The 19,331-nt window shown below is 61.0% G+C and carries 17 protein-coding genes; 12 read left to right on the top strand and 5 right to left on the bottom strand.

The window, feature by feature from the left end; translation table 11 throughout:
* Positions 1 to 446: 446 nt before the first annotated feature.
* Positions 447 to 788, bottom strand: coding sequence for a hypothetical protein (locus PLL20_12190; GenBank protein ID HPD30749.1), 342 nt, complete (start codon positions 786 to 788; stop codon positions 447 to 449).
* 359 nt (positions 789 to 1,147) lie between these two features.
* Positions 1,148 to 1,585 (bottom strand): DUF2203 domain-containing protein, encoded by a 438-nt coding sequence (locus PLL20_12185; protein ID HPD30748.1) that lies wholly within the window; start codon positions 1,583 to 1,585, stop codon positions 1,148 to 1,150.
* Between the two features lie 588 nt (positions 1,586 to 2,173).
* On the opposite strand from PLL20_12185, the gene PLL20_12180 reads away from it, so the two are divergent.
* The 4 genes from PLL20_12180 (at position 2,174) to PLL20_12165 (ending at position 6,758) form a co-directional block, all read left to right on the top strand.
* Positions 2,174 to 2,683, top strand: coding sequence for a hypothetical protein (locus PLL20_12180; GenBank protein ID HPD30747.1), 510 nt, complete (start codon positions 2,174 to 2,176; stop codon positions 2,681 to 2,683).
* A gap of 342 nt (positions 2,684 to 3,025) precedes the next feature.
* Entirely contained in the window at positions 3,026 to 4,417 is a 1,392-nt protein-coding gene (locus PLL20_12175) for an ABC transporter substrate-binding protein (protein HPD30746.1), read from the top strand.
* A 90-nt stretch (positions 4,418 to 4,507) separates the two neighbouring features.
* Positions 4,508 to 5,485 carry a sugar ABC transporter permease gene (locus PLL20_12170; protein HPD30745.1) on the top strand — a complete coding sequence of 326 codons (978 nt, stop codon included), beginning with the start codon at positions 4,508 to 4,510 and terminating at the stop codon, positions 5,483 to 5,485.
* 1 nt (position 5,486) lies between these two features.
* Positions 5,487 to 6,758, top strand: a complete 1,272-nt coding sequence (locus PLL20_12165) for a carbohydrate ABC transporter permease (protein ID HPD30744.1) — start codon at positions 5,487 to 5,489, stop codon at positions 6,756 to 6,758.
* 201 nt (positions 6,759 to 6,959) lie between these two features.
* On the opposite strand, the gene PLL20_12160 is transcribed toward PLL20_12165, so the two are convergent.
* Positions 6,960 to 7,619 carry an HAD-IA family hydrolase gene (locus PLL20_12160; GenBank protein HPD30743.1) on the bottom strand — a complete coding sequence of 220 codons (660 nt, stop codon included), beginning with the start codon at positions 7,617 to 7,619 and terminating at the stop codon, positions 6,960 to 6,962.
* 235 nt (positions 7,620 to 7,854) lie between these two features.
* Positions 7,855 to 10,074 carry an SUMF1/EgtB/PvdO family nonheme iron enzyme gene (locus PLL20_12155; GenBank protein ID HPD30742.1) on the bottom strand — a complete coding sequence of 740 codons (2,220 nt, stop codon included), beginning with the start codon at positions 10,072 to 10,074 and terminating at the stop codon, positions 7,855 to 7,857.
* A 198-nt stretch (positions 10,075 to 10,272) separates the two neighbouring features.
* On the opposite strand from PLL20_12155, the gene PLL20_12150 reads away from it, so the two are divergent.
* From PLL20_12150 to PLL20_12130, 5 genes are all read left to right on the top strand, one after another.
* Entirely contained in the window at positions 10,273 to 11,586 is a 1,314-nt protein-coding gene (locus PLL20_12150; GenBank protein HPD30741.1) for a Gfo/Idh/MocA family oxidoreductase, read from the top strand.
* An 86-nt stretch (positions 11,587 to 11,672) separates the two neighbouring features.
* Positions 11,673 to 12,824: a DNA-processing protein DprA gene (dprA, locus tag PLL20_12145; protein ID HPD30740.1), complete on the top strand. Its 1,152-nt coding sequence runs from the start codon at positions 11,673 to 11,675 to the stop codon at positions 12,822 to 12,824.
* A gap of 146 nt (positions 12,825 to 12,970) precedes the next feature.
* Positions 12,971 to 14,539 carry a sulfatase-like hydrolase/transferase gene (locus PLL20_12140; GenBank protein ID HPD30739.1) on the top strand — a complete coding sequence of 523 codons (1,569 nt, stop codon included), beginning with the start codon at positions 12,971 to 12,973 and terminating at the stop codon, positions 14,537 to 14,539.
* Positions 14,540 to 14,543: 4 nt separating this feature from the next.
* The gene (locus tag PLL20_12135) at positions 14,544 to 15,215 is read left to right on the top strand and encodes an endonuclease III domain-containing protein (protein ID HPD30738.1); all 672 of its coding nucleotides are present in this window, start codon (positions 14,544 to 14,546) and stop codon (positions 15,213 to 15,215) included.
* 248 nt (positions 15,216 to 15,463) lie between these two features.
* Positions 15,464 to 15,838, top strand: coding sequence for a cyclophilin-like fold protein (locus tag PLL20_12130; GenBank protein ID HPD30737.1), 375 nt, complete (start codon positions 15,464 to 15,466; stop codon positions 15,836 to 15,838).
* A gap of 204 nt (positions 15,839 to 16,042) precedes the next feature.
* Here PLL20_12130 and PLL20_12125 read toward each other — a convergent pair whose 3' ends face one another.
* Complete coding sequence (locus PLL20_12125) at positions 16,043 to 16,480, bottom strand: hypothetical protein (GenBank protein HPD30736.1); 438 nt, start codon at positions 16,478 to 16,480, stop codon at positions 16,043 to 16,045.
* A gap of 206 nt (positions 16,481 to 16,686) precedes the next feature.
* On the opposite strand from PLL20_12125, the gene PLL20_12120 reads away from it, so the two are divergent.
* From PLL20_12120 to PLL20_12110, 3 genes are all read left to right on the top strand, one after another.
* Positions 16,687 to 17,727 (top strand): alcohol dehydrogenase catalytic domain-containing protein, encoded by a 1,041-nt coding sequence (locus PLL20_12120; protein HPD30735.1) that lies wholly within the window; start codon positions 16,687 to 16,689, stop codon positions 17,725 to 17,727.
* Between the two features lie 12 nt (positions 17,728 to 17,739).
* Complete coding sequence (locus PLL20_12115; GenBank protein HPD30734.1) at positions 17,740 to 18,738, top strand: C-terminal binding protein; 999 nt, start codon at positions 17,740 to 17,742, stop codon at positions 18,736 to 18,738.
* A 126-nt stretch (positions 18,739 to 18,864) separates the two neighbouring features.
* Positions 18,865 to 19,287 (top strand): energy-coupling factor ABC transporter permease, encoded by a 423-nt coding sequence (locus PLL20_12110; GenBank protein ID HPD30733.1) that lies wholly within the window; start codon positions 18,865 to 18,867, stop codon positions 19,285 to 19,287.
* Positions 19,288 to 19,331: the final 44 nt, after the last annotated feature.

The following is a 19,331-nucleotide window of genomic DNA, read 5'->3' as shown; positions in this document are numbered from 1 at the left end:
TGTTCGCGATTCCCTAACCCTGTTCATGTACTTCAAGAACGATACCGCTGCCACTCAAGGACCCGCCGGAAATCCTGCGGCCATTAAGCAGTCGAACGGGGCCACCGGAAGCCGTTCACTGCTGTCTCGGGCATTATTCACGGTTTAACGCGGCCACTATAACGAGAATCCGTCGAATTGACAAGCCAATTACCCCGGACTCACGCAAGTCAAAGTGAAATATCGGCAGATAACGCCTGCAAGGGACAGGGATGTTTGCGTCATCAGGATTGCATCCGAACTCCCGCTTTTCGGGCGATGGCAAGGGAGAAAGTCGGAGCGGGTTTCGAGGCAGGCGACAAGGTCAGGATTCGGTCGGCAGCGGCTGCACGAATACCCCATGACGCGTCTCTGGTCCTGCTCGGCAGGTGTGCCCCATCTCGAAACTGCCTGATCTTATGAGTCGGTTAGCGGTGTCCGACCATGACCCGCTCCGTGTGGAACCTCTGGTATGAGTGACCTCCCCAGCGCGGGCCCTGGACGTCGATGAGATGTTCTCTGGCGTAGATCACCTGTCCCGGCGACCAGAACGATACCGTCGAGGGCCAGTCACCGCGGATGGTGAATTCGGAAGCATCGTAGAGACCGGGCCGGCGGTCGAACAGCAGTCCCGCCGCGAGTTCCGTCCGGGACGGTGCCGGGCGAACAGCGGGTTGACAAACAGGAGCGACTCTTGCGGTTTCCCGGCAAGCACAACCACTGCCCAGACAGATAGCCAGTCCCAGGGTGACAACGACCGTCTTTTTCATTTCTCCCACCCTCGCGGACAAGAGGTCAGACGGAACCTCGATCGTCGGCCGCATACGCCGAGCACCGCAGAGAGACAACACCCTGGTCCCTTTTCTGCTCAGAATGCCGTCCCACCTCCTCGCTATGGCCCCCCGCAAAGGGCGTTCCCGCGTTGCGATCAAAGGCGTGGTCCGGTATTCATTGGCTGTTCGCCATTCTTGCATGGGGTCCCTGTAAAACAAGGCAAGCTGTAAGGTTTCTAACGATTGCACGAAAGCTGCGGACCGGTTGACCGGCGTGCTGAGGAACACGCGCTCCTGCGCGCCGACGCTTGGCATATTCCATCCCCCAGCCGCATATCCTTGTTCTCAGGATCTTATCAGACGAATTCTCGCGAGATTGGTCGGCGCTGAGTGTCGTCGGTGGTTGCCTCGTGCCAATGCGACACCCGATCCTCACCGATTTGCCAGCAAAGGTACACCTGACGCCCATCCAAAAGGGCCGGAAAATCGACCAGCCCAAGCCGATAATCCTTGATCTCGCAACCGATCTTCTCCAGCTCTTCCTGCAATTCGGAAATGTGGTCGGTTATGCGAGCATATCTCTCACGGCCTTGTTCTGCGCGGTGAATATCGCCGGCGGCGTCATAAGCCTTGCAGGCCGCGTGTAGTTCGCAGAGTTCCTGATAATCACGAACGATGTCGGCTACAATCCGTCGAACGAGGATGATGGATCGGTTGGCCTCTCGCAGTGAAAAGTATTTCTTGCTAGAGCCGGCCAGGAGGTCGGTAAGCGAGACTGTCTCAAAGGCATCCATCGCGTGACTCCACGCGCCGCGACACGATGTCGACGATACGGGGCATCAATGTCGTGCGAGTTCCCCGCGATTGTTCGCGGCTTTCTGACCGCGATGACAACCTTATCCGGTCGCCAGAATTCACACTATCAAAGGTCTTGTGGCAAGTCAACGCTGCATGCTGATGAGACCGCGTGCAAGCTCGGCGGGTGTCAGGTCATGCGGCCCAAGCGACGCGAATCGACGAGAACCAGGTTCTACGCTTGTATCGTCGAGGCTATTGGTCCCTTACGCTGCCTGAGCTTCACGCAAGAACTTGTATCTGCGATGCTTACTTGCGCCTCCGAGATGCCGCGAATCGGGCAGGTCCGGCTGTGTTCGACATCGTATAGGCGACAGGGCTTTCCACTGATGAGCGAATCTCGTATGCTCATACCCAGGATTGCCTGTCGATCGCGGCTTTTCTTTGTGGGATCGGGCAGTGTTGACGGCCGGTGCGGCGCATCCGTGAGTTGATCTCCGACCGGCGGCAGCCGATCACGGAGCAAAACGCCCATGCCTGGCATGGAATCATCAGACCGGCATGTTGTCCGGGCTCGGGGGCGCAGATTGCCCGCGAGAACGGATCTGCCTCAGAGCAAGACCCGAGCCCGACGGTGGTGGGCGATTCGTTCCTCGACGGCGCTCATATTTATGGCCGCCGCCCTGTGCCTTCTGGTCATCTGGAATCGTGACCGTAACCTTGCTCGTCGCTTGCTTGCGTCCCTCGATCCCGTGGTGAAGGAACTTCAGGACAGGACGGATGCTCTCGGCGTTTTACCCGCACACGTACCTGATCCGGCACCCATCGGCCAGGCGAGATTCAGCTTTGCCTACACATTCAGTGCCGACGAGCGTCAATTTGCCATCGACTCGGGCGAGCCGTGCATCATGGCCTACACGTCGCTCATCCGTCTGCTTCTTCATAGAGATGGCCGGTGCGTCATCTGCCATCACAAGGGACAAATCTCGGCGGTATGGATGGCGGAAAGTGATTTCCAGCAGCAGATGCTTCGTCAGAACCAACTTGTGGAGGAGTTCCAGGCGAAGCGGCGGTCCGAGCCGGTCAAGCTGCCTTGATGCCGGCGTCCCTACCTATCTGCTTCGCCGCAGTCCGCCGGCATGACGGGCCACACCGCACGGCGGTCCCGCCACCAGCACACCGCACCTTCCGGCCTTGTCACCCTGCTACACCGGACAAGCACGGTTGTATCGAGAAACCGGGGCTGCGGTTCTGAACGACTTGCCTGAAGGAGCCGTCGCCGGCCGCCGCCTGATCCATCATGGCCCCGCCACGAGCTGCCAGGCTTCCCGTGGTTGCCGTCGCTGGGTTGATGCTTTACCATGCCCTGATCGGCTGGCAGGTGAATCGCGGAGCACCAGCCGACCCATGTGAGGCGCATTGCAGGAAGAGGAGCGAGCGTGAAGAACGTTCTGCTGGCAATCGCGGCGTTGGCGGTGGTCATGTACACGTTCTACCCGCTTGAATCGCGATGGAAAGCTTCATCGCCTGATGTGACAGTGCTGCAATTCTGGCACCCCTGGACAGGCCAGTACGCCGACGACTTGGCCGAGGTCGTCGCGGAGTTCAACCGCACCCATCCCAAGATCCAGGTTAACGCCCTGTTTATGCCCACGGGGGCGGGCGAGAACATGAAGTTCTTCGTCTCGGTGGCCGGCGGAGTTCCACCTGACGTCGTATTCGTTGACGGCGCCCAGGTTGCTTCATGGGCCCATATGGGAGTGCTTCGCCCTTTGGACGATCTGTTGGCTTCCGCAGGGGTCGACAAGTCCGATTACTTCGAGCCAAGTTGGAAGCAGTGCGAATACAACAACAAGGTCTTTGCCGTACCGGCCGCCGCAGACCCGAATTTCGCGCTGGTGTGGAATAAGGATCATTTTCGACAGGCTGGGCTGAATCCCGAACGGCCGCCGCAAACCATCGAAGAACTGGAGGAATACGCCCTCAAACTGACGATCCGGGACAAGAAAGGCGAGATCGAGCGGCTTGGGTTCCTGCCAACGTTTGTCCCGCATGGTTCGATTGCCGTGCTGACCTGGGGCTGGGCCTTTGGGGCCGAGTTCTACAACGACGAGACCCAGGAGTTCACCTGCGACGATCCTCGCGCTATCGAGGCCATGAAGTGGATCCTGCGGTTGCAGCAGGCGTACGGCGGGCAAGAGCGGATCCTGAATTTCGAGGCCGGTTTTGGCTTTTCTGCGCAGGAGCCGTTTATCCAACGCGACTTGTCAATGAGCATCGCCTACATCGCCTATGCGCAGGATATTGTCAGGTTTGCACCGGACCTGGATCTCGGCATCGGGCCGATGCCGGTCAAGAACGGGGTGAAGCTGGGTTGCGAGTGGATCGGCGGCTGGACGATGGCGATTCCCTATGGCCAGCGAGGTCACGAAAAAGAGGCCTTTGAGCTGATCCGCTGGATGTGTGCGGACCCGGTCGGCACGCGTCACGTGGCCCTGACGATGAAGCTGCTACCAGCCTATCGCGAAAGCCCGTTTTTCACGAAGGATCTCGCTGAGGACTTGGCGAACAGACCGGACATCCGCCTGATGAAAGCTTTTTACGAGATTCTCAAGCGAGCTCAGCGGGTCCGTCCGGTCTCGCCGGTGAGTGCCTATTACATGACCGAGTTGATGCGGGCGCTGGGGCGGATACGCAACGGCAGCATGACGCCGGAGGAGGCCCTGAAGGAAGCCAGGGAACGGGTCACCGAGGAGTGGCACAAGAGCCAGAAGCGCGCCCAGGCTCGACACGTGAGGGCGACAGCGAATAGCCCGCCCCCGAAACCCTGAGTGCGCCCGGCCGCAAGTCGGTGCCGGGAGGGATCCGGGACGCGCGGTGAGCCTCGCAGTGGAATCATCGCCGTGGCGAAAGGTTGAGGAATGGCCGAGTTCTGGACAAGGGCTGAGCGAAAGCGACAAATCCTGGGCCTGGTCTTCGCCGGTCCCTGGATTCTGGGCTTTCTGGTCTTTGCATTGTACCCGGTGATTGCCTCGTTCTACTACAGCCTTTGCGATTACAACGTGTTCGACCCTCCGGTGTTCAACGGCGGCCGCAACTACGTCGAGCTCGTGCGCGAAGACAAGCTTTTCTGGACATCCCTGTGGAACACCGGCTACTTCATGTTCTTTGCCATACCGACGACGATGTTGACTGCCCTGGTGCTGGCGATGCTGCTGAATCTCAAGGTCCGTGGACAAGCCTTCTACCGGACGATCTTCTTCCTGCCGTCGATCGTGCCGATCGTGGCCTCGACCGTGCTCTGGCTGTGGATTCTGAACCCGCGCTACGGCGTGGCCAACAAGATCCTTGGACCGATATCTCCCTACCTGCAGATATGCTGGGACGCGCTTCGTGAGAAGCTGATCTCGTGGGGGGTAGAAAACGTGCCCGCGCTGCGTTTTCCGCCGGGTTGGCTCACCAATGAGTACTGGTCCAAGCCCGGACTCATTCTGATGAGCGTCTGGGGCGTGGGCAACAACATGATCCTGTATCTGGCGGGCCTGCAGGAGGTGCCCAAGGAGCTTTACGAGGCCGCCGAGATCGACGGGGCCAGTGCCTGGAAGCGAACCTGGCACATCACTCTGCCGATGATCAGCCCGATCCTGTTCTTTACCTTGGTCATGGGCATGATCGGGACGTTTCAGTACTTCACCCAGGCGTTCATCATGACCGACGGCGGGGGCGGGCCGAACGATTCGACCCTCTTCTACGCGATGTACCTGTTCAACAACGCATTCATCTACTTCAAGATGGGCTACGCTTCGGCCATGGCGTGGATCCTGTTCGTTCTGATTGTCATCTGTACCGCGCTGACCTTCCGGCTGACGCGCGGCAGAGTGTACTACGCGGGGGCATGACGTGGCGAAACGAAGACCCGGCAGATTGATCGTCAAATCGGTGCTCAGCCACGGGCTGCTGATCGCGCTGTCGGTTGTGTTTCTGATCCCGTTTGTCTGGCTGCTGACTTCATCATTCAAGAGCGAGTCGCATCTGTTTACCAAGCGGCCCGAGTGGATCCCCCGTGGCGAGTACGTGCGCCTCGACGACGGCACCTGGGCCGAGGTCGTCATGCAGGAGGTGCTCGAATACCACCCTGTTGACTACGACGAGCAGGGCCGGCCAAAGGATCGCCGTCCGAAGACAACCCGGGTCACACTGGTCGATCGCCGGGGCGATCCGCTTCTCAAGAAACTCACCGCCGCCGACCTGCCGGCCGACGTCCGCGACATGGACATGGGCATCATTCACCCCGCTCTCAAGGCAGCCTTCACGCAGTCCGGGAAATCGCTTCCGGAGCTGCCGCGGCTCAAGCCCGTGTGGAAGGGCCGCAAGTGGGAGATCCCGGCGGGCGAGCAGACTTACATCCTTAAGCGTGAGGGCGACCGGATTGGCGTATACAGCGACGAGCCGGCTCGTATGGTGATCGATGCCTCGCGGATCGAGACCAGAGTCTGGCCGACATTCCGGCATTATGTTAAAGGCATCGAGGGGTTTCACTTCAGCTTGTTCCTGCAGAACACGCTGCGCATCGCGGTGTTCACCGTGCTCGGGACGGTGCTCAGTTCCAGTTGGGTGGCCTTTGGCTTCTCGATCCTCGAATGGCGCGGACGCGACAAGCTGTTCTACCTGATGCTCGGCACCATGATGCTGCCGCCACAGGTGACCATGATCCCGGTGTTCGTGATCTTCAAGTCGCTGGGCTGGTGCAACACCTATCTGCCGCTGATTGTGCCGTCGTTCCTGGGCAACGCGTTCTTCATCTTCCTGCTGCGGCAGTTCTTCCTGACCATCCCCAAGGACCTGATCGACGCCGCCCGCGTGGACGGATGCAGCACCTTCCGCATCTACTGGCAGATTGTCCTGCCGCTGTCGATCCCGGCCCTGGCCACCGTGGCCCTGTTCACCTTCATGTGGTCGTGGAACGATTTCATGGGTCCGCTGATCTACGTGGTGGACGAGGCCAAGTACACGCTCTCGCTGGGCCTGGCGATGTTCAAGGGCCGCTTCGCCAGCCGATACGGCGAGATGATGGCGGTGAGCGTGCTGCTGACCCTGCCGATCATCGTGCTGTTCTTCTTCACCCAGAAGACCTTCATCCAGGGTATCAAGACGTCGGGGATGAAGAACTGAGGCGGCGTGAGTGGTCAGTTTTCAGTGATCAGTTGTCAGTGACCGGGTGGCATGGCGACGGCCCTGCGTCGCCATGTCCGGGGAACCACCGGGCTGAAACGGATGCGCAGACCATGTGCGGTGAGCAGCCAAATAATGAGTCCGCACAGCCCGATGATCTAACCGACGTCGATATCTACTGTCTCCACTGCGGTTCACCTTTCACCAGCGGAGGACTTGCGGCGGGGCCTCGGCGAGCGTTGGGGCGAACCAGTCGGCACCGGCAAGGGCCTCGCGGCTGAAGCTCGTGGTCAGAGCCAGGCATTTTGAACCGGCGGCCTTGGCGGCGGCCACGCCGTTGACCGCGTCTTCGACCACCAGGCAGGCGCGCGGGTCGAGGCCAAGTTTCTGCGCCGAGGTCGTGAAGATCTCGGGGTGCGGCTTCTTGTGGACGACGTCATCGCCGGTGATCACCGCGTCGAAGGTGGACATCGGCAGGCCGATCTCACGGAGATTACCCTCGGCCTTGACGTAATCGGCGCTGGTCGCCAGGGCCATCTTCTTGCCGGCCTTGCGGCAAGCGGCAAGGAATTCGTGTACGCCCGGCAACGGCTCGAGCTGGCCTTTGATGATCTCGAGGTAGATCTCGTATGTACGGCGTTTGACCTCGATGATATCGACGGGAAAGTTGTACTTCTCGGCCACGCCGCCGATGTAGCGATTCTCGCCCGCTCCGACGAAAGGTATGAAGTCTTCGGGCTTGACCGTCAGGCCCCGCTCGGCAAACATCATGCACGCGGCCTTGCAGATGAACGGCTCGGAATCGAGCAGCACGCCGTCCATGTCGAAAATCACGCCCCCAGGCAGCGAATCGCTACTCATGTGGTCTCCATGTCCTTCAATCGCAGACGCCGGTTCGACCGGCGACCGCAGCGCAAGCTATCCACTGCTCGGGGGCCGGTCAAGGCGGGCAAATGATCAATGAGGAATGTGCAATGACCAAAGAAACCCGAATGACGAATCCAGAACGACGAAAGAAATCCAAACGACGCAGCCCAAAATGTGGCACTGTCCTTCGTCATTCGGGTTTCGACATTCGTCATTTCCGCCTGAACCCTTACTCTGCGACATCCATCACACACCGAAACCCGATGGTCGCGCACCGATCCAGCCCCGGCCACATGCGGATGAATTTGACGTGGGAATCGCACCGCTCGGTTGCGCTGCGAATGTACCAGATGCTGCCCTTGGCGTCGAACCAGCTTCCGCCGCGGATCATCACGAAACGCGTGTGGCCGTCGTCGCGGGCGCTCTCGGTCCATTCCCAGACATTGCCAAGCATGTGGTAACAACCGCAAGGACTGCGGCCGTCAGGAAGCGAGCGGACCGGCATGGTCCCTTGGCCGTCGCAGTTGCAGCGAGAGGCGTCAAATTCGTTGCCCCACGGCCAGGCTCGCCCGTCGGTGCCTTGGGCGGCCAGTTGCCACTCTGCCTCCGTCGGCAACCGCTTGCCGGCCCACTTGGCGTAAGCCCGGGCGTCATCGAGATCGACATACACCACCGGATGATCGGCCAGGGTCTCCGGCATGTGGCCGTTCGGCCAGTGCTTCAGGAAGTTCTCCGGATGCTTGGGTTGGTAGCGGGTCGCCTCCAAAAAACGGGAGAAATCTGCGTTCGAGACCTCGACCTCATCAATGAAAAAGCTCTTCAAGTCAACGGCATAATCGTGGGTCAGAATCTGGTCGTGCGGATTGCCGGCCAGAAAGTCGTTCCACCTGTCTTTCGGCGTGCCCGGATCAGGATAACAACCGCACTCGCGGCGCATGTGCTTTATTTGCATTCGCAGCTTCGCACCGGGAACGAGGACCATAGCCTTCGGTGGCGAGTGTCGCGGTACAAGCGGGGTAGGCTTCACGGGCTCTGCTTCGACGACCGACCGGACGACGTTGCGCTGGTCGATCGGCAACCTCGGCTCGGACTCGATCCTTCCCTGGCTGAGCAGTTTCTCCAGTTCGGGCGTGATCCTCGCTTGCTCAATCGCCAGAATGCAGCCGAGCCGATCGACGCTGTCGATGATCCTTGTGCCGGTGCCGGCGGGTCTGGTCTGCAAATCCCGACCCCTCCACACGTCAAAAAACCTGTTGTCCTTGCCGTAAGGCACATCGATCAGCCCGGCGTTATTCAGTGGCTGACCATGATTGAGCAATGTGAACAGCCAATACCCGTCGCCCGGCCAGCGGTGAGCGTGCAGACGGTCAACGAGGGTCGGATAGAAAGGCTCCCACCGCTTGCTCGCGAAATCGGACGCGAAACACCGCAGTATGGCCGAGGCGCGCCTCCAGATTGCACGATCCCGCGCCGACCACGGGTTGTACGATCCGAAGATGTTCTCCCAGATCATCATGCCGCTGCCGTTGAAGAACGCTGTTTCGATCTCGGCAACATGATCGGTGTTCCACCGCCTGATCTGAAACTGCATGTGGCGCGGCTCGATCCATTTGAGATGAAGCATCCCCGGAAGGTATGAGTCCACCAGCCACTGAGCCCAAGATCCGCTGCAGATGGAGAGTTGCTCGATAGCCGGGTGTCCTTCGGGGATAAACGCCACACCCGGCCGGGCCTGATCGATCCGCCGCCGCAGTTCAACTGATCCGGCCGTCATCGTGTCCAGAAAAATCCCGTCGGCCTCGATGGCTGCGACAAGATCGGCCAGGGCCTGTTCGTCGGGCTCGCCCTCACGCCGGGTACCGGTGTCCCACGGGTTGTAGTCGATGAAGACCTTCACGCCCCGCTCGTGGCATCGGCGCACCATTTCCCTCAGACCCTTCAAGCCGCCCGGCATGTCTCGGTACATGTCGAACTGGTTGCGGTCGTCCACCCCGAGACGAGGATAACCCTGCCACAACATGATGCTGTCGTAACCGCCGAACTCGCGCACGCCGTCGTCGAGGAACTCATCGACGGTGTATCGGCCGGACTCAGGGTCATAAAACGAACGGTCGTACATGAAAGTGAAATGACACGCGAAGTTGCGGGCCATCCACTGCAGATCGGCGCGGTCGTAAATCCTCAGATCGAGCTGCCGTGCCCCCGCCGCTCGCGTTTCGGCCCGCGCAAACCCATTCTCGCGGATCTGTCGGCGATACTCCCGCGCCGCCGTGAGCCACTCATCTCTGTTCTGCCCAGGCATCGGCCCGGCAATGTAGTGCTCATTCATTCGCAGTAGAGCTGTTTGGGCCCATGCAAGCCGAGCCCCGGCGCATACGATCAGCGAAACAAGCACGGTAATGTGCCCGGTAGCCGCCTGGATTGAAGCCGACTTGTGAGCCGAGGACATCAGGGTTCTCCTGTCTGGTTTCCTCCAAATGCACCACAAGGCCCGCTCCCGACCTTAACGGCTGCGACGGGCCACGTCGAGGCGGCCCGGGTCAGGCGTTGACACAGCTTCGGTTCGGGGTGTAGCCTTCATTACCGGGCGACAAGCAGAGGCTATGGGTCGCTCTGCCCCGGGTGTCAGTCTATGAGGAAGCCTGTCATGAATTCTCGAAGTGACCGAATCAATCGTCGTCAGTTTCTGGAGGGTACGTTGGGCGGCATGGCACTGGCCTCCATGAGCCGGGCTCAGGCCCCCGGCCTGGAGACGCTCGGGGCCAACGAGCGCATTCGCCTCGGCTGCATCGGCACGGGCGGACAGGGCACCCACCACATCGGCCAATGGGCTAAGATGAACGACGTACGGATCGTCGCCGTTTGCGACGTCGATCAGGCTCGCTTGGCGAACGCTGCGAAGGTGGCAGGCTCGTCACCGGACATGACCAAGGATTTTCGAGAAGTCCTCGGCCGAAAGGACATTGACGCAGTCTGCATTGCGACGCCCGATCATTGGCACACACCGCTTGCGATCCGTGCCTGCCAAGCAGGCAAACACATCTACGTCGAGAAACCAATCAGCCATAACGTCCGCGAGGGACGGGCGATCGCCGATGCCGCTCGCAAGGCCGGAGTCGTTGTACTTCACGGGACCCAGCAGCGATCCAGTTCTCACTGGGGCAACGCCGTCAGACGGATCAAGGACGGAGAAATCGGCAAGGTCAACATGGTCCATGCCTGGAACGCCTGGGCCACAGAGCAGATGTTTGGAAACATAGGCCGACCGGATGATGCGGCCGACCCGCCGCCCGGCGTCGATTACGACATGTGGCTCGGACCGGCGCCGAAGCGGAAGTTCAATCCGGCGCATTTCCATGGGACTTTCTATTTCTTCTGGGATTATGCCGGCGGCATGATCAGTGATTGGGCCGTGCACCTTTTCGACATCGTCATGTGGGCGATGGGCTACGGCTTCAAATCGGTTTCCACGATCGGCGGTAAGTTTGTCCACGATGACATGCGCGAGACCCCGGACACGGCCAGCGCAGTCTTTGAGTGCTCCGGCTACAACCTCTACTACTCCATGCGCCACGGCAATAGTTGGAAACCCCACGGCAAACTGGACCATGGCATCGAGTTCTTCGGCACCGAGGGGACACTTCAGATCGACCGAATGGGCTTTCAGATCTACGACGAGCAGAATAGCGCCCAGCGCAAACCCCGTTACAGCGAGGAAGACAAGGTTGATGATTCCTTCGAACACAAGCGCCATTTCCTCGATTGCATCCGGAGTAAGGCCACCAAGCCCCGATGCGACGCCGAAGAGGGCCACAAGGCCTGCATCTATGGCCACCTGGCCAACATTGCTTACCGCGTCGGCCGGCGGATCGAATGGGATGCGGCCAAGGAAACGATTCTGAGCGACCCCGAGGCCGAAAAGCTCCTCGCCCGCACGTATCGGGAACCGTGGACGCTCTAAGGGCGTTGGCCACTGTTCTTGTCACCACTGGCAACCGTTGTTAGCCTTTACAAACGATAGGGGGGTGGTCTGGAGGCGAGTTGACCATGGACCCGTCAGAGGTGGCTTCATCGGCCGCGATCGAACACCTGAGGTGGTCTTTGACCGACCAGGTGGGGCCGATTACGTTTGGCCGCCTGATCGAGCGCTTCGGCTCCGCACAGGCGGCTTTGGGTGCGGGAGTTCGCCAATTGGAGAGCATTGAAGGCATCGGCCCGGCGACCGCGGAGGCCATCGCCCGGTCTCGCGATCGGGCCGACGTTGCCTGCGAGGTGGCTCTGGCTGCCCGGCACGGTGTACGAATCATCTGCCGCGATGACGAGGAGTTCCCCGCCCCGTTGCGCCACATTCCCGACCCGCCGATTTGCCTCTATGTCCGCGGCAGGCTGGAACCCACTGATGCATTGGCCATCGCGGTGGTCGGGTCACGTCGCAGCACACTCTACGGCCGCGAGCAGGCTTATCGCTTTGGCTACCAGCTTGCCCAGCGAGGCATGACGATCGTCTCCGGGTTGGCCCGCGGGATAGACGGCGAGTCGCACAAGGGCGCCCTGGCCGCCGGCGGACGTACACTAGCCGTTCTGGGGAATGGGTTGGCCAGCGTCTACCCGCCCGAGCATCGCGAACTGGCCGACCGCGTGGCCGCCGACGGGGCGCTGATCAGCGAGCTGCCCATGACCACGCCGCCGGATACCGGCAACTTCTTGCCCCGAAACCGCTTGATTGCCGGTTTGTCGCTGGGTGTGCTGGTCGTCGAAGCAGCCCGTCGTAGTGGGGCTCTTTCCACGGCCGCCCGGGCCAGCGAGTACAACCGCGAGGTCTTCGCGGTTCCCGGCCGCGTGGATTCGGATTACTCGGTCGGCACCAACGCCTTGATTCGCGACCAGCACGCCAAACTGGTCACTTGTGCCGATGACATCCTGGATGAACTGGGTGAGGTCGGCCAGACCCTGCGCGGGACCGACGAGGAAACCGAGGCCGAGGGAGAGCCGAATCTGTTCCACGTTCAACCGACGCTCAGCGGCGACGAACAGGCCGTTTGTGCCAAGCTCGACCACGAGCCGCGATCAGTTGACCAGCTTGCGGCTGCCGCAGGGTTGCCGGAGTCACGGGTAGCGTCCACCCTGATCATGCTGCAGCTCAAAGGACTGGCCCGGCAGCTTCCAGGAAACCTCTTCGTGCGTCCGGGGAAAAGATGAGCTAGGTGACGGACCGCGCGGCCGGCCGGCTGGACGCCTGGGAATCCTGAGCTCCAACGGTTTCCAACGTTCCAACGCGCCTAAAGGACGCCTGCCCGGTACAATCCCATGGCAGTCTTAGGAGCAGGCTCATAGGATTCGCGGATATGATGATGCTCACAACTTGTCGGCGATTGTTGCAGGTCTGGTTGATCGTCTCTTTGATGGTTTCGATCGGATGGAGTGCGGTGCCGACCACTTGGCCGGGTGATTCCGTCACCGGACCCTATCACAGCCGGTTGTTTTCCAGGCCCGCGACACACCCTGCCGGCTTACCTGCCTGGCTCCTCGCCAGCAGACCGACGACGGCCTCGGCCCCTGCCAGCAGGCCCGCGGTCAAACGAGCCATTCCCTCCGGTCCCAACTTCATTCTGATCACTGTCGGCAACCAATCGGCCGGCATGACCGGTTTTGAGGGCCACCCGCAGATCAAAACGCCCAATCTCGACCGGCTTGCTGGTGACGGGCTGTGTTTCCAGCGATGTTATACGCCGACGCCGATGAGCGCCGCCAGCATGGCGAGCATTCTCACTGGCCGGTACCCGCACTCGCACGGCGTGGTCACCGACAAGTCTGCTCTCGCATCGAGCAGCGATACATTCACAGCCCAGCTCCAGGCTGCCGGCTACAGATGCGGCATCGTGGGAAAGTGGAACCTGCCCGGGACGACGGCCAAGGCCCCCGGTTTCGGCCTGACGGACTTCGTTGCCACGCAGGACGTGGATGCCGAGGGTCACGGATGGAAGTGGGAACAGTGCCCTGTCTGGGTGCAAGGTGAGAAGAAGACGGCCGACAAGTTCCTGACCGACTGGGAGGCGGATCGAGCGATCGAGTTCATCGAAACGCACAAGGAGCAGCCGTTCTTCCTCTGGTTGTCATTCCGCACGAACGAAGAGCCGTTGACCCGACCCCCCGGAACAGAAAATGAGTATCCGCCCGATGCGATGAATCTGCCGGATCCGAAGACCAAGACACGCAGTGATCAGCCCCCATCGCTGCAGAATGTCGCCGCGACCAAACCCAAGAATGATCGGGAACTCCGCGAGGCAAAATCAAAATATGCCGCCATGGTCTCGCGAATGGACGAGAACATCGGCCGATTAGCGGCTCGTCTGGATGAGTTGCATCTCCGCGAAAAGACAGTGGTGATCATCACCAGCGACGGGGGTTTTGCCCTTGGCGAGCACGGCCTCTATGGTCGCGGGCCGTTCATCTACGACGTCATGGTCCGTTGCCCGCTGGTTGTGCGCTATCCGAAGCTGGTTCCCGGCGGGGGCCGGTGTGCCCGCACCGTGAGCCTGGTGGACCTGGCCCCGACGATCTGCGAACTGGCCGGCTTGCCGCGCTCGCCCATGATGCACGGGCACTCGCTTGTTGCGCTGCTGAGGAATCCCGAGTCGAATGCCCTGCCCGACGAACGTTTCATCGAGTATGATGCTCAGGATTCCGGCCGGTCGATCCTGATCCGCGGGCTGGTCACCAGCCAGTACAAGTATGCCCGCTACCTGCGTCAGGACAACAACTACGACGTTCTCTACCACCTGACCCACGACGCGGAGGAGATGAACAACGTGGCCAAGAAACCGGATTTGGCGCGGCACTATGCCGGCGTAGTGAAGGTCCTGCAAAACCGTGTGGAGCATTTTCGCAAGGTTACTCGGGACCAAGCCAGGTGAGCACATGAGCAGCCGGACTTCGCAGACGTTGCGGGCGTTTTATGACGCGATGTACAACGCCCTCGGGCCACAACACTGGTGGCCCGCGCAGACGCCCACCGAAGTGATCATCGGGGCGATCCTCACCCAGAACACCGCCTGGCGCAACGTCGAGCGGGCGATCGATAACCTGAAGCGAGCCAAGGCCCTCGACTGGAAGCGCCTGCACGAGCTGTCCCTTGAAGAGCTGGCCGAGCTGATCCGGCCGGCCGGGACGTTCAACGTCAAGGCCCGGCGGCTCAAAAGCTTCATCCAATGGTTCCACGACCGGTTCGACCTGGATCTCGACCGCATGTTCGAGATGTCCGTGTCGTCGCTTCGCGAGGGACTGCTTGAAATCCCAGGCATCGGCCGCGAGACGGCTGACGCGATTCTGTTGTACGCCGGACAGAAGCCGAGCTTTGTCGTCGACGCCTACACCGCGCGGATCCTCTATCGGCACCACCTGATCGACCGGTCGGCGGACTATGACGAGATCAAGGAACTGTTCGAGTCCAATTTGCCCGATGACGTGAAGCTGTTCAACGAGTACCATGCACTGTTGGTCGACGTCGGTAAGAAGCACTGCCGTCCAAGAGCCCGCTGCGAAGGCTGCCCGCTAAGGCGGTTCGAGCACGATGCGGAGCGCGAGGACTGAGGTAGGGCACGGTTGGAGACGCCGTAGGCGGCGGAGACCTGCCGCCTCGAAGCTTGAGTAGAAACGCAGAGGCAATCATAGTGTGGGACCGGCATTCTGCAGGTCAATAGCGGGCTGGGAACGCGTCCCGCACTGCAAAGGACTCTGCGTCACTCAGCGGCAGGTCTCGGTCACTGCGGCGACCTCGACGCCGCCCCACGTGCCGCTTTCTGCTTCGCACGAGGGATGACAGTCATAGGAGCCATTCCATGCCTCAGGCCATCCGAATCACGATCGGAGAGATGGTCTTCGATGCCGAACTTAACGACTCCGGCACGGCCGCGAGAATTCTCGACGCCCTGCCGATCGACGGCGAGGTGAATCGCTGGGGCGATGAGATCTATTTCACTATTCCAGTCGAGGGTGACAGGAGCGACTCGATGCGAACCGAGATGAGCGTCGGCGAGCTGGCCTACTGGCCGCCGGGTGCGGCTTTCTGCATTTTCTGGGGCCCTACGCCGGCCTCCAAGGGCGACGAACCCCGAGCGGCCAGCAATGTGGTGCCGATCGGCCGCGTCATCGGCGATCTCAGCGAATTGTCCACATCCCGCGACGGTGAGCCGGTGAGGATCGAGCGCGCCTGATCTTTCCCCCTGCCAAGGGGGGACTGAACGGAACGCGGCGAATGACCAGTGCCGAAAGCCCAGTGAGCAGTAAATGCCGAAGTCCGAATGGCGAAGATCTGGCGCGGCGGGACAAAGGAATGAGGAAATCCACCAGAGAGTTCGCGGCAGGTCTGCGCCGCCTTTGGCGGCTTCGACCGTGCCCTACTGAACCCTGAACCCTGCCTACACGGCCACCACTTCCGGTGGGGTCGGCTGGCCGGCGCACTCGGCGAGGTAGGCGCTCAGATCCTCGAGTTCGCGGCGAATGTGCTGGGCGACTGAAGCCTGAACCTCCGGTTGAAGCTCGCGCACGCCATCGGGCAGGGAGAGTTCGTAACGGAGCATCACGCGATAGGTTTGCGGCGACGGGCGGATCAGGGCGTGCACCACGACCGGCCACTGGTTGAACTGCCCCTTGACCAGCGCCACCGGCTGCCACCGGCCGAGACCCAGCAACGTTTTTCTCCATGCCCCACGGCGAAATCGCAGCTTGTAGGCTTCGCGATGCTCACAGGTGTAGTCGCCGGCCGGGCAGGTGCAGAAAAACGCCTCCACCACGCCCACGAGCTTGTCGTAGGGCGACAGATCGATGCGGTATTCCCAAGTGTAGGTCTTGTGCATGGCCAGATCGCCCCTTCATCCTAGCAGACCGCACAGTATAGCGAGAACGATAACGGAGGTGGACTACGGCGAGGAAAGAAAGCAAAGAAGCAGCAGCTCGTGCCCAAACGGGTGTCGAGGCGGCTTGATTTTGGGCCCGTCCGGCGTATAAGCGGTATCGCGGAAGAGGTCGGGACCGAAGAACCGCACCCAAAGAGGCCCACGTCATGAAAGCAGCTCGTCTGACCGGACCGAACCAGATCGAGTATCTGGACGTTCCCCAACCCGTCTGTGCCGACGATGAAGTCCTGGTGCAGGTCAAATGTGTCGGCGTCTGCGGCACCGACGCGGAGATGTACCGCGGTACCATGGCCTATTTCAAGATGGGCTGGACGCAGTATCCCATCACCCTCGGCCACGAGTGGTCCGGCGTCGTGGTCGAGCGCGGGCGGAAGGTGACCGAGTTCTCAGTAGGCGACCGGGTCACCGGCGACGTCACGATCGGCTGTCACCGCTGCGAAAACTGCCTTCGCGGGTCGTACAACCTGTGTCTTTCCAAAATCGAAGTCGGTCTGTGCCGCGGTAAGGATGGAGCTTACGCCGAGTATCTCACCATGCCGGCCCGCCACACGTTCCGAGTGCCCGATACGGTCAGCTTCGAGGAGGCGGCCATGACCGAGCCGGCCGCGACCGTGGTCAAGGCCATCCGCAAGGCTCCGTTCGAGCCCGGGGCCGTCTGTGTCATCCTCGGTGATGGGCCTATCGGCTTGCTTGGGCTTCAGGCGGCCGAGGCCTGCGGTGCGGGCAAGCTTGTCCTGACAGGTACCGTCGACGCCAAGCTGCAACTCGGTCATGAACTTGGGGCCGACGTTGTTGTAAACGTGCGCCGGCAGGATTTGCAGGAAGTCATCGAGGACCTCACCGGCGGCGTCGGCGCGGATTACGTCATGGAGGCCTCCGGAAGCGTAGAGGCCATGCAGCAGGCGGTGGCCATTGCCCGCATGGGCGGCATTGTCAGTGTCGTGGGCCTGCCTGAGATACCGGTGCCGGAGTTTGACATGGGCAACGTCGCGGTTCGCGATTTGAACATCATTACGTCTGTGGCCTCGCCGAACGTGTTCCCGCAGACTTTGCGGCTCATGGCCAAGAGCAAGATCCGGACCCGGCCATTGATCTCGCACGAACTGCCGCTGTCCGAGACCGTCAAGGCCTTCGATCTCCAGATCAATCACCCGGCCGAACGACTGAAGATCATGTTGCACCCTTGAGCGAGAGGTACCATGTTCAAGGTCAGAATCACGGACTATCTGACGCCGCCGGTCAGGATCGAGGAAAACGCGCTGGCCAGCCTGGCGACGGTTGAGTGCCTGATGTCGTTGGGACCTGACGACCTCATCGGTCGCGTCGAAGACTCCGACGGCCTTATTGTGTATCATCAGACCTCGATTCCCCGCCGAGTGATCGACGTTCTCGATCGGTGCAAGGTGATCGTCCGAGGCGGGGTCGGCTTTGACTCCGTGGATCTCGAGGCCGCCGGCAGGAAGGGCATTATCGTCTGCAACGTGCCGGACTACGGGGTGGACGAGGTGGCCGATCACGCTATTGCCTTGATGATGGCGTGCAATCGGGGATTGGTGCTTGCAGATCGTCGTCTTCGGTCGCGGTTGGAGCCTTGGGACTACCGCTCAGCCGAGCCGGTCTTCCGGTTGAGCGAGGCGACGCTTGGCATCGTTGGTCTAGGGCGGATCGGCACGGCCACCGCTTTGCGTGCCAAGGCGCTGAAAATGCGAGTTCTGGCCTGTGACCCGTACTTGCGGCCGGGGATCGAAAAGGCCGTCGGCGTCGAAAGGGTCGATCTGGATACGTTGCTCGCCACGAGCGATATCGTTTCTCTGCACGTGCCGCTGACCCGCGAAACGTACCACATGATCAATGCGACCACTTTGGGAAGAATGAAACCCGGCGCTTTTGTGATCAACACTGCTCGCGGCGACGTGGTCAACGTGGACGATCTGGCCGATGCCCTGGAGTCCCGGCGCATCGGGGGAGCCGGCATCGATGTCCTGCCTGCCGAACCGCCCCCGGCAAATCTGCGGCTCATCAAACTGTGGCGGCGAACCGAGGAGCCGTTCGTCAATCTCATCATCACGGCGCATTGCGCCTTCTATTCTGAATCCGCCTTTGTCGAGGTGCGCACCAAGGCCGCTCAGGAAGTCGCCCGCGTGCTCCGTGGAGAAAAACCGCTCAACTGCGTCAATTCAGAGTATCTTATGAGATGAACACCTGACACGGTTCGACCCGTAACTTACGTTGCGAGCCGTTGACGGGGTTCCGGTGCAGTGCTACAATCTCATAAGCCGTAATACCGCCATTCTGAAGACGGCGCGCGGCGGAGACACGCCGGCATGCTGGCAATGCACATGGCCAACGAGTTGCTGACGCCCATGGTTGCGTGGGCTTTCATCGTCGTCGCGGCGGCCGTGCTGGTGTACTCCTCTTGGCGCACCGGCCGGACGTTTGATCCGGCCAAGGTGCCGCTGATGGGCGTGATGGGGGCCTTCGTCTTCGCCGCCCAGATGATCAACTTTCCCATCCTGCCGGGCACCAGCGGGCATTTCAGCGGTGGGGTGCTGCTGGCCATTCTGCTCGGCCCACACGCGGCCACGCTGGTGATGGCTTCCATCCTGATCGTGCAGTGTCTGATTTTCCAGGATGGCGGCCTGCTGGCCCTTGGCGCGAACATCTTCAACATGGGCGTGTTGCCCTGCTATTTGGGATATGCGTTGTTCGCCCTGATTGCGGGGGCGAGGCCCGGCGCTAGACCCTGATCAAGCATACTCCGGCGAGGTTTTCTCGCTTTGTTCGTAAAAAA

It is taken from the genome of Phycisphaerae bacterium (genome assembly GCA_035384605.1).
Taxonomy (GTDB): Bacteria; Planctomycetota; Phycisphaerae; order UBA1845; family PWPN01; genus JAUCQB01.
The sequence above is the reverse complement of the archived record's forward strand: the minus strand, read 5'-3'. Positions and strand labels throughout refer to the sequence as shown.